This is a genomic window from Pseudomonas sp. 910_21 (assembly GCF_052850735.1).
The window spans coordinates 18,835-32,378 of record NZ_VXCY01000005.1 but is presented as its reverse complement, the minus strand read 5'-3'; the positions used below and the strand labels follow the sequence as shown (position 1 = coordinate 32,378).

Genomic DNA, 13,544 nt, shown 5'->3' with positions numbered 1-13,544 from the left:
CGTTGAGCAGACGCAGTCGCGAGGGGATCAGTCCTGGCGGCTGGTGACTTCCAGCAGGTGGTAGCCGAACTGGGTTTTCACCGGACCTTGCACCACGTTTACCGGAGCGCTGAACACCACGGTGTCGAATTCCTTGACCATCTGGCCCGGACCGAAGGAGCCCAGGTTGCCGCCGTCACGGCTGGACGGGCAGGTGGAGTTCTTTTTTGCGACTTCGGCGAAGTCGGCGCCGGCTTCGATCTCGGCTTTGAGTTCGTTGCACTTGGCTTCGCTGGCAACCAGGATGTGACGGGCAGTGGCTTTGGCCATGGATATTGCTCCTTTCAAGAAAGTTGAGAGCCTACCGGATTCAGGTGGCTATTTCTTCTCAAAGTTCCTTCAAAGCGTTGCCATCTGGCGCCTGTGCGGGCGGCGGGTATTGCAGCAGCCGGCTTGCCGGCGAAGAGTTCCTTGGAGGGGGCGGTGCTCTTGGGGACGTCTTCGCTGGCAAGCCAGCTCCTACAGAGGGCCGTGGTCAGGCGGGAACGGCAGCGACCTTGTGTGCGTGCTGCAGTTGTTGCGCGGCATTGCGCAGCAATTGCTCGGTCGCGTTCCAGCCCAGGCAGCCGTCGGTCACTGATACGCCGTAGCGCAGCTGGCCGCTCAGGGGCTGGCAGCCTTCGAACAGGTGGCTTTCCAGCATCACCCCCATCAGCGAGGTGTCGCCCTGCAGGCGCTGTTCCAGTACGTCGTTGAATACGGCCGGTTGGCGCAATGGGTCCTTGCCACTGTTGGCGTGGCTGCAGTCCACCATGATCCGCGCCGGGATCTTCAGCTTGTGCAGGTCGCGCTGGACCTGGGCCACGCTCTGGCTGTCGTAGTTCGGGCCGCTGTGGCCGCCTCGCAGCACCAGATGGGTGTCGGGGTTGCCCGGGGTCTGGATGATCGCCGGATGGCCCTGGCTGTCGACGCCGAAATGGCGGTGGGGGTGGGCAGCCGAACGCATGGCGTCACAGGCGATGGCGACGCCGCCGTCGGTGCCGTTCTTGAAGCCCACAGGCATTTCCAGGCCGCTGGCCATCTCGCGGTGGATCTGCGATTCGGTGGTGCGCGCGCCAATGGCGACCCAGCTCAACAGGTCATCGAAGTAGCCGGCGGCCATGGGTTGCAGCAATTCGGTGGCAATCGGCAAGCCCAGGCGCAGCATTTCGCGCATCAGTTCCCGGGACAGGGTCAGGCCGCCGGCCATGTCGTCGCTGCCGTCCAGGTCCGGATCGTAGGCCAGGCCTTTCCAACCCACGGTGGTGCGGGGCTTTTCGACGTAGGCGCGCATCACCAGGAGCATCTGGTCGCTCACTTCTTCGGCCAGGCGGGCCAGGTTGGCGGCGTATTCCAGGGCTGATTGCGGGTCATGGATGGAGCAGGGACCGACTACCACCAGCAGGCGCTGGTCGCGGCCTTCGAGAATGGCGCGTACCGCCTGGCGGTGGGCGGCAACTTGCTGGCTCAGGGCCAGAGACAGCGGCAATTGCTGTTTGAGCTCCAGAGAGCTGGGCAGGCGCTGGGTCAGGGTCTCGTTGGCGCTGACGTGGGCGGACAGGGGCAGAGCGGATACGGACGAGTTCATGTTCGGTCTTCCTGGGCGGGCGGCGGGCGATGTCCCGCGCGCGGCCCTACTGGGGTGTTCGACAATTGGCCGTACTGGCCACAAGTGTGCAATTGCCACCGGTAGGTGACCGATCGGAGGCGGCAGGCTGTCCCGAGCGGAGGCTGCTAAATCGCCAGGCGCAGAACATGTCGTAACGGTAATAGGTGGCGTAGTTCATGGAGCAATCCTCAGTAAGTTCGGTGTGTCGCTGAAAGTCGTGGTTAAAAACGTTGGGCCTGAAAAAACAAAACCCCCGGTCGGGAGGCCGACCGGGGGTTGAGATTTCTCTGGTAGGCGACCCGTTAAAGTGGGCGCCGGTTGGGTATCAGGCGCGCCAGTGGCTAAACCAATACCCAAAATAAAAGTTGACCGGAGCCGTGGTGCCGTTGACCCAGGCAGCCGCAACCGAACGCAGTGCGCTGGCGGTGTGGCGATGCAGGGAAAGGGTCTGGGACAACATGAGTTTCTCCGTGAAGTGGGGCGAGCTTACTAGAGGCCGGGGCCGCGATTCAATCAGTAATTTCTATGGAGGCTGATGCAATGAGCCTTGGATTAAGCCGTGAAAGGATTTATGCCACACTCGCCGCTGCCTCTCGTTGTCTTGCCAAGGAACCTCCATGACCGTGCTGACCCTCGCTGCCGCCCAATCGGTGTCCATTGCTGGAGACTTGCCGGCGAATCTGGCTCGACATCAGCACTTGATGGGGTTGGCAGCGCAGCAGGGGGTGCAGTTGCTGGTGTTTCCTGAACTGTCCCTGACCGGTTATGAACCGCAGTTGGCCGCTGAGCTGGCGCTGGCGCCCGATTCCCCGCAGTTGCAGCCGCTGCGGGATCTGGCCCGCGAGCTGAAGCTGACGACGGTGGTGGGCATGCCGATTCGCTTGTCCGTCGATGGGCCGGTGCTGATTGGCGCACTGGTGCTGGGGGCGGACGGCACGCTGGCGGTTTATAGCAAGCAGCATCTGCACCCTGGAGAGGAGCGAGTTTTTGCTCCGGGTAGCGGTGGCGCGCCGTTGCAGTTGGGGGATGAGGTCCTGGCCTTGGCGGTATGCGCGGATTTCTGTCATGCCAGCCATGTGCAGGCTGCGGTGGACGCTGGTGCTGGCATCTACGCCGCCGGGGTGTTGATCAGTGAAGGCGGGTACGCCGTCGACAGTGCTCTGCTGCAAGGGTATGCCCGGGACCACGGGATACTGGTGCTGATGGCTAACCATGGCGGCCCCAGCGGTGGCTGGTCTTGTGCCGGGCGCAGCGCAATCTGGGGCACTCAGGGGCAATTGCTGGGGGCTGTGGAAGGCGTCGGCGAAGCGCTGCTGATCGCCCGGCGCGATGGGCGGCAATGGCGGGTCGAAGCGCGGGCGGTTACGGGTTGATGAGCGCCTTTCAATTGCGTCCGGCGGCTGAGGCGGATTTGGCCTTCGCCCGGGATCTGACTCGTTCCACAATGCTGCGTTATTACATCCGCAATGATCTGCTGTGGCTTGATGAAGCGTTTGATGTAGCTTGGGCCGGTCGTGAGAATCTTTTGATTTGCTCGGGAGCCCGGGTATTGGGGTTTGTTAGCCTGAGCCGGGACCTGCGCGCCGTCTATATCCGTGAGTTGCATGTACTTGAGGCGTGGCGGGGGCAGGGCGCCGGAGCCTGGACTCTATTGCAGGTGATGGAAAGGGCGCGCTCGGAGCGGCGGGGTTTGCTGCGCCTGACCGTGTTCAAAGGCAACCCGGCACAGCGTCTATATGAGCGGATGGGGTTGAAGGTGGTGGGGGAGGAGGAGTGTTTTTTGCGGATGGAGCGCTCCTGCGCCTCAGATACTGAGGCAGGCTCCTGCGGCAATTGAGCGCAACCTTGTGGGCTTTACCCCGTTTGCCGTTCTTGCGGCCTGCCAGTGGTTGATCGGTGGGCACAGGATCGAGTCTGTGCTCGTGGGAAAACTGTTGAACCGATTGACCTTGATCGTTCGGTCAGGCTTGGCTTGTGCGGCAATGTGGATACCGGGCATAGTTCAAAGCCGTTCAAATTGCTGGAGGGTGCTGTTCAAGGACGATCAGAAGGTAATCTGTCGCCTGATCAGGACCCTGGCGAGTTGTCGCAGACCCAGAGCCTGCGCAAAAAGCCACAGATCGCCGAGCCCTGAAGCCAGAGCGCTTTCTTGCATCTGGCCGGCGGCGTCTCTTATCGCGTGCTGATGTTTTTTATATAGCGCTTGTGATTAGGTTTGTACGTCGCTTTTTTGCTAAGGTATCCGGCAACCTATAAAGACCAAATCGCGAGGTGTCTGCTTGATTAGGGTGCTAGTAGTCGATGACCATGATCTCGTTCGTACGGGCATTACACGAATGTTGGCTGACATCGATGGCCTGCAAGTAGTCGGGCAGGCGGAGTCAGGGGAAGAATCCCTGCTCAAGGCTCGGGAGTTGAAGCCCGATGTGGTCCTGATGGACGTAAAGATGCCCGGGATCGGCGGCCTCGAAGCCACGCGCAAATTGCTGCGCAGTCATCCGGACATCAAGGTCGTGGCAGTGACTGTCTGCGAGGAAGATCCGTTTCCGACTCGGTTGCTACAGGCCGGAGCGGCGGGCTACCTGACCAAGGGCGCGGGCCTCAATGAAATGGTCCAGGCCATTCGCCTGGTTTTTGCCGGTCAGCGTTACATCAGCCCGCAGATTGCTCAGCAACTGGTGTTCAAATCATTCCAGCCTTCCAGCGATTCCCCGTTCGATGCCTTGTCGGAGCGGGAAATTCAGATTGCGCTGATGATTGTCGGCTGCCAAAAGGTGCAGATCATCTCCGACAAGTTGTGCCTGTCGCCGAAAACCGTGAACACCTACCGCTATCGTATCTTCGAGAAACTGTCGATCAGTAGTGATGTCGAGTTGACGCTGCTGGCGGTTCGTCATGGCATGGTTGATGCCAGCCTCTGAAATGACTGACCTGTTTGATCCCAGTGCTTTTCTTTCTACCTGCAGTGGCCGCCCCGGCGTGTATCGCATGTTCGACAGCGATGCACGTCTGCTTTACGTGGGTAAAGCCAAGAATCTGAAAAACCGGCTGGCCAGCTATTTCCGCAAGACCGGCCAGGCACCGAAGACCGCAGCCCTGGTGGCGCGCATCGCGCAGATCGAAACCACCATTACCGCCAACGAGACCGAAGCACTGCTGCTGGAGCAGACGCTGATCAAGGAGTGGCGGCCGCCCTACAACATTCTTCTGCGCGACGATAAGTCCTATCCCTATGTGTTTCTTTCGGACGGCGATTTTCCGCGTTTCAGCATTCATCGTGGGGCGAAGAAGCAGAAGGGCAAATATTTCGGGCCATACCCCAGTGCCGGCGCCATTCGTGAAAGCCTCAGCCTGTTGCAGAAGACCTTCATGGTCCGCCAGTGCGAGGACAGCTATTACAAGAACCGCACGCGGCCCTGCCTGCAGTACCAGATCAAGCGCTGCAAGGCGCCTTGCGTCGGCCTGGTGGAGCCTGAGGTCTATGCCGACGACGTGCGCCACTCGGTAATGTTCCTGGAGGGGCGCAGCAATGCCCTGACCGACGAACTTTCCAGTGCCATGGAAGCGGCCGCCGGCACCCTGGATTTCGAAAAGGCCGCCGAGCTGCGAGATCAGATTTCCCTGCTGCGCCGGGTCCAGGACCAGCAAAGCATGGAAGGCGGCACGGGTGATGTGGATGTAGTCGCGGCCTTCGTCAACCCGGGCGGCGCCTGCGTGCACCTGATCAGCGTGCGTGGCGGTCGGGTGCTGGGTAGCAAGAACTTCTTTCCCCAGGTGGGCATCGAGGAAGACGTGGCGCAAGTCATGTCGGCCTTTCTCGGCCAGTATTTTGTCAGCAGCCCTGAGCGCGATCTGCCTGCGGAGTTGATCGTCAACGTGGTGCACGAAGACTTCCCGATCCTGATCGCCGCCATCGACGAACTGCGGGGCCGCGAGCTGACCATCAGTCACCGGGTCCGTGGCACCCGTGCCCGCTGGCAGCAACTGGCGGTGACCAATGCCGAACAGGCGCTGAGTGCACGCTTGGCCAACCGCCAGCACGTAGCAGCGCGCTTTGAAGCCCTGGCTGAAGTCCTGAATCTGGACGAGCCGCCCCAGCGCCTGGAGTGTTACGACATCAGCCACTCCAGTGGCGAGGCTACTGTGGCTTCTTGCGTGGTCTTCGGGCCAGAAGGGCCGCTGAAATCCGATTACCGCCGATACAACATTGAAGGTGTCACCGCTGGCGACGACTATGCCGCCATGCATCAGGCGCTGACCCGCCGCTTCAGTAAGCTCAAGGAAGGCGAAGGCAAGCTGCCGGATATCCTTCTGGTGGATGGCGGCAAGGGGCAACTGTCCATGGCTCGCGACGTGCTCAACGAACTGGCGGTACCGGACCTGATCCTCCTCGGCGTGGCCAAGGGGGCGACCCGCAAGGCCGGTTTCGAGACTTTGTACCTGAATGACGCCGCCCATGAGTTCACCCTGAAGGGCGACTCGCCGGCGTTGCACCTGATTCAGCAAATCCGCGATGAGGCTCACCGCTTCGCGATCACCGGTCACCGTGCCCGACGTGGCAAGACCCGACGTACCTCGACCCTGGAAGGGGTGGCGGGCGTCGGTCCGAAGCGTCGGCGGGACCTTCTTAAACATTTTGGTGGATTGCAAGAACTGTCTCGTGCCAGCATCGACGAGATAGCCAAAGCACCGGGAATCAGTAAAAAGCTCGCAGAGTTGATTTATGCAAACCTGCACAGCGAGTAGAATGCCCAATCACCTCGTAGCCAGTTGTGCCGATGAATATCCCTAATCTGATCACCGTTCTACGCGTCCTGCTCATACCGATTTTCATATTGCTGTTCTATTTGCCCTATAGCTGGAGCTACATGGCGGCCAGTTCAGTCTTTGCCTTCGCGGCTGCCACTGACTGGTTGGATGGCTACCTGGCACGACGCCTGGAGCAGAGCACGCCGTTTGGCGCGTTCCTCGACCCTGTGGCCGACAAGCTGATGGTGGCGGTGGCCCTGGTGCTGCTGGTGCAAGAGCACGGCAACCTGTGGCTGACCTTGCCGGCAGCCGTGATCATCGGTCGCGAGATCGTTGTCTCGGCACTGCGCGAATGGATGGCTGAACTTGGCGCCCGGGCCCAGGTGGCAGTGTCCAACATGGGCAAATGGAAAACAGCGGCGCAGATGCTGGCACTGGTGATCCTCCTGGCCAACCCTTCGGACTTCAGCTTCTGGGTCTTGGTAGGCTATGCCTTGCTGCTGGTAGCGGCGGGCCTGACTTTGTGGTCGATGTTGCAGTATCTGCGGGCTGCATGGCCGCATCTGAAAATCGACAACGAGAAAAAATAAGTATTTTTGAATCAAGGGCTTGACGCGCATTCGGATTTCTATAGAATGCGCAACACCAAGACGATGCGGGAATAGCTCAGTTGGTAGAGCACGACCTTGCCAAGGTCGGGGTCGCGAGTTCGAGTCTCGTTTCCCGCTCCAAACATAGCGCTGTAGAGTTCGAATGAATTCTGCAGCGATCGCAAAAAGGACCTTCGGGTCCTTTTTGCGTTACTGTGGGTTCCGCAGTGATTCAGCACCATCCAGCGCTTTAAAGTCCGGAATGGGGCACCTCCCAAAACGCTCAACCTTGCTTTATACGATTGTCATACTGTGGCTCACCCAAAACATGCCTGGCCTGTTTCTGTTGTGAAATGTGTGGTGGGACGCGACGCGACGCTTCTTCAGTAAGCCAAGCGGATCAATCCAGCCCACGGGGTTCGGCACGTACTGGAAGACGTTGAGTCCGCCCGCGTACCCAATCGGATCTCGACTAACAAACCGCCCCACCTCCGGATCATAGTGCCTGTACCGGTTGTAATGCAGTCCCGTCTCATGATCCTGATACTGCCCCTGGAACCTGATCGGGTTGGTAATCTCTTGCTGTCGAGCGGTATCCGAATGTAGCTCTTTGATCCCACCCCAAGCCCTGTACTGCGCGCTCCAGATCACTTCTCCCCTCTGATCCGTCAACTCTTGTGGTGTTCCCAGGTGGTCGCACTGATACCAGGCCAGCGCAACGATCTGATTGGGTTCTGGTGCATTGGCCCAAAGCGGGTCATGGTCCAGTTGGTAAAAGGCACCGTATTCGGGCTCAGGAATCAGATAAATGAACTGATGGGTTATCGCCTGGGCCACCGGTACAAAACTGCCCGGCTCATAGAAGTAGTGGGTGGTGCGTGCGCCTTCTCCGATATGGTCCGGAGCCCGGCTTTCCCAGGCAAGGGTATCGCCATCCCAGCCGTATAGCGTCACGCCGCAACCGGCTTGGCTGTTGCGTTTGCGGCGCTCTAGGCGATTGAACTCGGAGCCGGCTTTAGGCCGATCCCTGTAGTGGGCCTCGGTCTGTTTGTAGAGGCGTCGGCCGAGGGCATCGTAGGCATAGTTCGCTTGTAGGCGATTGTCGCGGTAGCTCACCAGGCGGTCGAACAGGTCCCAGGTGAAATGGCTGCGCTGGCCATCGCGCAGGCGTTGGGAAAGGTTGCCCCGGTCGTCGTACTGGTAGTGGGTGCCGGCGTACTCGCGCAGCAGGTTGTCCAGCAGGCGTCTGCGGGGCAGGCCGCGTTGTGGAAGGTCCGCTGTTTTGGGGTCGAGGAGGTTGCTGGCGGGGTCGAAGGCAAAGGTCTCTTGCCCCAGGCGCGACGTTGCCCCGAGCAGGCGGCCCACTGGGTCGTATTGATAGCTCAGCGTACCGCGGCGGCTGTCGTCGATTTGCAGCAGTTGGCCGATAGCGTCGTATTGATAACCGCGTTTGATCAATGTGCTCTTGCCGTCGCCACTGCCCAGCAACTGTTCTTGGAGTCGCCCGAGCGGGTCCCATTTTTGCGTCTGGAGCAGATGGTTGCCCTGGTGTCGGGCAACTTCGCGGTGCAGGTCGTCGCGTTCGTAGGCCAGTAGTTCATGCGCGTCCAGGCGCATGCCGAGCAGGTGCCCGCTGCCATAGGTCAACCAACTGACCTTGTGGCCATCAGGGCGGACGGTGGCGATGCGCTGGTTGAGGGCGTCGTACTGGTGCTGCCAGACCGCGACCTGGGGTTGTTTCAGGCAGCTGTAGTGCTGATGTTCGCGTGTCAGGTTGCCGGCGGCATCGTGGAAGAACTGCAACTTGCTGTCGTTGTTGCTGGCCAGCAGCAGGTGGCCATTGCCATCGTAGGCATAGCGTTCAAGCTGCTCCTTGGCTCTCGAAGAGTCGGCACCTTCAACGCTGAGGCTTGCCCGGCGTTCGGTCAGTCGGCCCATGGGGTCGAACTCGAGGCTGATGACGCGCTGGCCATCGATGGTCCGGGCGAGACGGCCTGTTTCAGGGGCGTATTCATAGCGGGTGCTGTGCCCGTCGAAACCTGTTTCTTTAAGCAGGCGACCGACCGGGTCATAAACGAAGGTGGTGTATTGCTCGTTTTCGTTTTGCAGGCGCTGCAGTTGCCCGAGCCGGTCCCATTGATAACGCAGCTTGTGTCCGGCGGCATCGATGCGTTCGCTCAACAGTCCCGCTTCGCTGTAGGACCAGGAAGTGGCTTGGCCCAGGGCGTCGATATGACCGAGTAGTCGGCCCTCGGCATCGCGCTCAAAGCGTTCCTCGGTCTTGTCGGGATGAACAATGACGGCCAACTGGCCGGCGTCATAGTGGTAGCTGGTTTTTTGCCCCAGGGCGTCGGTGAAACAGATCAGTTGACCACGGGCATCGTATTCCCAGGCGCTGGCTTTGCCGGAACAGTCGACATAGTCGGTGAGCTGCCCGCTGTCGTTGTACTTCAGCTTTTTTTCATTGCCATTGGCATCGGTAATGGCAGTGGGCAGGCCCATCTGGTTGTACTGGTATTCGGTCTTGTTGCCGAGGGGGTCGACGGCCTCGGTGAGGTTGCCGCGCAAGTCGTAGTCACGGCTCCATTGACCGCCTTCGGCGTCGCTGATCTTGATCAGTTGGTCCTGGGCATCCCAGGCGTAGTGCAGGGTGTTGCCATCGGCTTGCGTATGTTCAAGCAGGTTGCCCCCGCGTTCGTCATAGGCGTAGCGATCCTCGCTACCGTCGGTATGCACATGACGCACGACGTTCTTGGCATCGTCGCGGAAGAACCATTCCGAAAGACCGTCCGGGTGTAGAACGCGATAGGGGTAGCCGAGGCTGTCGTAGTAGTGCCAGGTTTCGTGGCCATTGGCGTCGGTGACATAGGTCAGACGGATATTGCGGTCCCACTCCAGGCGCGTTTCGAAACTGCCATCGTCGGCCCATTCATGGATGGCGCGAGCATCGGGGCCTTCGCCTTGCCAGCGCAGATTCATGCCGCGTCCGCTGCGATCGGTGTAGCGGGTCACCAGGTGGTGCTGGTACTGATAGGTCCAGGTGGCGGCGTTCTCGTCCTGGGCGAGGATCAGGTCCCCGGCGGCATCGTATTGATAAAGACTCAGGCGACGCTGGGGTCCTTTTTCACCCATCAGCCACAGGCCAGTAATGCGGCCTTGTTCGTCCACCAGCGTGCCAAGGTGGGTATGCACCTGGCCGGGTTCGTGCTGATAGGTCATCAAGTCGGACAGCACTGCTTTTTTCCCGACCTGATGTTCATAGCCCAGCAGCATGCCGGCACCGCCACGCAGCTCGATGTGTACGAGCAGGAATCGCTGACCATCGCGGCGATAGGTTTCCCGCCGGTCGAAGCCGTGACATAGGGCAATTTGCACCTCGCTGATGCGGATCAGCGTGAGGTTTTCCACTCGATCATCGTGGGCCTCACCCACCTTGGGCAGTGGGTAGTCGAAGCTGCGCCCATCGGCCGCGTGGTAGCGCAAACCATCACCAATCAGATCCAGCCATGTGGTGAAGGGGGTGATCCAGCGTGCGCCCAGTTCACCGTCATCGTAGGCGCTCAGGCTGGAGCGGTAGGTACGGGTCCAGTCGATGGGGAAGGGGCCGGGCAAGGTGAAATCGGTATGGGAAATGATCTCGCTGCCCATGGCAAAACTGATGCTGGCGCAGCTGCCGGTGCAGGTTCCGGCCTTTTGCGGGGATGGGTCCTGGGTGGCCGGCCCTTGCCGGGATTGGCCTTGTTTACCCTGAACCGGCGCGTCGGTGTTTATCCGCTGAAGCAGTGGGAGGGTCAACTCCTTGAGGAACGAATCCCTTAACGGCACTGACTATCCCTCCCTGAGTTCTTTGTTTAAATACGTCTGTTTTTCTGAGTGTGTGGTGAATCCAAAATCAGAAAAAATTGTATGGCGGCAAAGAGGTTGTACTTAATTCGCAACTGATCGATATAAGAAAAGTCCGAAACTTGCATGGATAACGTCTGGCTTATTTTTAATGTGGAGAGTGATTGCTGAAAAGTTTCAATTTTTGGGTGATCTGTTGTGCCGCCTGCTGCGAGGGTTTACACCTTTATGCCGGTGTTCCTTTCATTGGGTGCGACCTCGAAAGGAGACTGTTTTTAATGTTTATTTCTAAATAAGTGCATTATGTTTTTGATAATTATCAGTTAATTTTATTTGTCTCTCGATGCGCCAATGGCTGAATGAGATCGTGCCGGCTCGATGTTGCTTGCTCATGCAACATAGTAAGTTGAGACAATGATCTGTGACAATAAGTCGCGGTCATACGGCGTGAACGAGTCATCTAGAAACAAAAAACCGGTGCAGTGTGCGTTTTTAGAAAAAAGCCGAATTAGTCAGGGAATTATTCTCGTGAATTTAGGATTTTTCTTAAATTAATGCTTCTGGCTTAGGGGGTATATTTTTAAAGCATTAGCCGCCTGCTTTGCGGCAAAGCTTTAAATAGGTCATGGATGAACCACTCAAATAAACTGTCTGCTCATTATCTTGAAGTCGCTAAAACCTCTATTTCCAAAGAGAGTTTTGCGGGCGCGGATGTTCGTTTTTCGACTGAGTATGAAGCCCTTGAAAACGAGTTGGGCAAAGCCCAGTCCATGCATGAAAGCGGTCAGATCGACTGGCTGAAAGTTCTTGAAAACAGTGAAACCCTGTTACGCGTGCAGTCCAAGGATCTGCGGGTGGCGGCCTGGCTCACTTGGGCGCTGTATCAGCGTGAGTCCTTCGCGGGATTGCTGGCGGGTTCCGGCCTCTTGCAGTACTTGTGTGAACAGCATTGGGTCGTTGTCCATCCCAATAAACCGCGTACCCGTGGTGCCGCCATCAGTTGGCTGGTGCCACGACTGGAGCAGGCGTTAAGCGAAAGTATCGCGATCAAGGAACAGTTGCCGCTGTTCCGTCGATTGGTGCTGAATCTGGAAAAACTTGATGCTGCACTGACCCAGCATCTTGGCGATGATGCCCCCTTGTTGCTGCCCATCTGTCGGCGCCTGTCGAGCATGATCCAGCGTGCCGTCGAGCATCAGCCGGAGCCCGGCGCCGTCGGCACCGTGGTAGCACAGGTCAAGCAGGCCGCGACCCAGCTCTTCTCATCGGCTTCTTCGATCGATAACGAAAAGGATGCCCAGAGGGTCCTGCGTGCGCTGCAGGAACATGCTCGACCTCTGTGCGCCTGGTGGCTCAAGCAGAAGGCTACCGATGTGCGTTCCCTGCGCCTGAACCGCACCATGCTGTGGTTGCCCATCGATACTGTCCCTGAGCGTAACGCTGAACAGGTCACCGCATTGCGAGGGCTGCCAGGGGACAAGCTCAATAATTACCAGGAACGCTTTGCCGGCGGTCAGTTCGCCGATTTGTTGCTGGAGCTCGAAGCCAGCCTGTCGAGGGCGCCCTTTTGGTTCGACGGGCAGCGCCTGGTCTGGGAGTGCTTGCAAGAGTTGAACGCCGACCAGGCCATGCGTGAAGTCGAGTTTCACTTTGCGCTCTTGCTGCAGCGTCTGCCGGGAGTGGTCGAGCTGCGTTTTCACGACGGCACCCCCTTCGCCGATCCGGCCACCCGAAGCTGGATCAGCGCCCATGTCATGCCTCACCTATCCGCCACCAGCGCGCCGCGCCAGGTCGAAGCCAGTTCCAGCCAGCCGATTTGGGAGCAAGCCCTGGAAGAGGTCTTGCCGATCCTGCGCAAGGATGGCCTCAAGGCGGCTGTGCAGGTGCTCAAGCCCGGCTTGCAGAGTGCGCGTGGCGGTCGCGTGAGGTTCTTCTGGCATTTCAGCCTGGCCCGGCTGTGTTTCATCGCCAAGAAGTACGAGCTGGCCAAGACCCAGCTGGAAACCCTTGACCAAGAATTGCAGAACTCAGGCTTGCACGCCTGGGAGCCGGATCTTGCGTTGGAAGTGCTGCACCTCCTGCATAGCTGCTGTGAGTTGTTGCCGCAGAACCACGCAGTGCGAGAACGCAAGGAAGAGATTTATCGCAGGCTGTGCCATCTCGACCTCGAGGTGGTACTCGAATAGGCCCACGGGCCGACAATCGCAAGGAAAGAACCCATGGCCAAAGAAGGCTCTGTAGCCCCTAAGGAACGCATCAACGTCACCTTCAAACCCGCGACTGGCGGAGCTCAGGAGGAAATTGAGCTACCACTGAAACTGTTGGCGATCGGCGATTACACCCAGCGCTCGGACGAGCGCAAGGTAGAAGATCGCAAGCCGATCAGTATCGACAAGATGACCTTCGACGAAGTCTTGGCCAAGCAGGAACTGAGGCTGACGCTGAGCGTGCCTAACCGCCTCCAGGAGGGCAGTGACGCTGATGAGCTGGCGGTCAGTCTGCGGGTCAGCTCGATGAAGGACTTCAACCCGGCCAGCCTGGTAGAGCAGGTGCCCGAGTTGAAAAAACTGATGGAACTGCGCGATGCCCTGGTGGCACTCAAGGGGCCGCTGGGTAATGCCCCTGCGTTCCGCAAAGCCATCGAAGGCGTTCTCGCCGACGACGAATCCCGCGTTCGCGTGCTCGGTGAGCTGGGCTTGAACGCCGCCGCCTCAGACGCCTGACCCATCAGACAA

Annotated in this window: 10 protein-coding genes, 1 tRNA gene and 1 pseudogene; 8 read left to right on the top strand and 4 right to left on the bottom strand. The window is 59.1% G+C overall.

Annotation, left to right across the window (positions count from 1 at the left end):
* Positions 1–27: 27 nt before the first annotated feature.
* A complete protein-coding gene (locus FW796_RS16930; RefSeq protein ID WP_007924449.1) occupies positions 28–309 on the bottom strand; it encodes a peptidylprolyl isomerase in 282 nt (93 codons plus the stop codon).
* Positions 310–514: 205 nt separating this feature from the next.
* A complete protein-coding gene (locus FW796_RS16925; RefSeq protein ID WP_446439611.1) occupies positions 515–1,606 on the bottom strand; it encodes a 3-deoxy-7-phosphoheptulonate synthase in 1,092 nt (363 codons plus the stop codon).
* A gap of 638 nt (positions 1,607–2,244) precedes the next feature.
* On the opposite strand from FW796_RS16925, the gene FW796_RS16920 reads away from it, so the two are divergent.
* Positions 2,245–3,000 (top strand): carbon-nitrogen hydrolase family protein, encoded by a 756-nt coding sequence (locus FW796_RS16920; protein WP_446439610.1) that lies wholly within the window; start codon positions 2,245–2,247, stop codon positions 2,998–3,000.
* Complete coding sequence (locus FW796_RS16915; RefSeq protein WP_446439609.1) at positions 3,000–3,464, top strand: GNAT family N-acetyltransferase; 465 nt, start codon at positions 3,000–3,002, stop codon at positions 3,462–3,464. Before FW796_RS16920 ends, FW796_RS16915 begins: the two co-directional genes overlap by 1 nt.
* Here the strand turns inward: FW796_RS16915 and FW796_RS16910 are convergent.
* A pseudogene (locus FW796_RS16910) lies at positions 3,463–3,626 on the bottom strand (DNA-binding protein); the annotation flags it as partial. The gene FW796_RS16915 and the pseudogene FW796_RS16910 overlap by 2 nt on opposite strands.
* Before the next feature lie 280 nt (positions 3,627–3,906).
* Between FW796_RS16910 and gacA the strand changes: the two are divergent.
* The 4 genes from gacA to FW796_RS16890 all read left to right on the top strand — a co-directional run bounded on the left by gacA (position 3,907) and on the right by FW796_RS16890 (position 7,107).
* Complete coding sequence (gacA, locus tag FW796_RS16905) at positions 3,907–4,548, top strand: response regulator transcription factor GacA (RefSeq protein ID WP_011061841.1); 642 nt, start codon at positions 3,907–3,909, stop codon at positions 4,546–4,548.
* A 1-nt stretch (position 4,549) separates the two neighbouring features.
* Positions 4,550–6,373, top strand: a complete 1,824-nt coding sequence (uvrC, locus tag FW796_RS16900) for an excinuclease ABC subunit UvrC (protein WP_346636253.1) — start codon at positions 4,550–4,552, stop codon at positions 6,371–6,373.
* Positions 6,374–6,405: 32 nt separating this feature from the next.
* On the top strand, positions 6,406–6,966 hold the full coding sequence (gene pgsA, locus FW796_RS16895) for a CDP-diacylglycerol--glycerol-3-phosphate 3-phosphatidyltransferase (protein WP_346636244.1): 561 nt from the start codon (positions 6,406–6,408) through the stop codon (positions 6,964–6,966).
* Positions 6,967–7,031: 65 nt separating this feature from the next.
* Positions 7,032–7,107 (top strand) — tRNA-Gly (locus tag FW796_RS16890).
* Positions 7,108–7,260: 153 nt separating this feature from the next.
* On the opposite strand, the gene FW796_RS16885 is transcribed toward FW796_RS16890, so the two are convergent.
* The gene (locus FW796_RS16885; RefSeq protein ID WP_446439608.1) at positions 7,261–10,791 is read right to left on the bottom strand and encodes an RHS repeat-associated core domain-containing protein; all 3,531 of its coding nucleotides are present in this window, start codon (positions 10,789–10,791) and stop codon (positions 7,261–7,263) included.
* A gap of 647 nt (positions 10,792–11,438) precedes the next feature.
* Between FW796_RS16885 and tssA the strand changes: the two genes are divergently transcribed.
* Positions 11,439–12,995 carry a type VI secretion system protein TssA gene (tssA, locus tag FW796_RS16880; protein WP_346636246.1) on the top strand — a complete coding sequence of 519 codons (1,557 nt, stop codon included), beginning with the start codon at positions 11,439–11,441 and terminating at the stop codon, positions 12,993–12,995.
* Positions 12,996–13,028: 33 nt separating this feature from the next.
* Positions 13,029–13,532: a type VI secretion system contractile sheath small subunit gene (gene tssB, locus FW796_RS16875; protein ID WP_446439607.1), complete on the top strand. Its 504-nt coding sequence runs from the start codon at positions 13,029–13,031 to the stop codon at positions 13,530–13,532.
* The last annotated feature ends 12 nt before the right edge of the window (positions 13,533–13,544 follow it).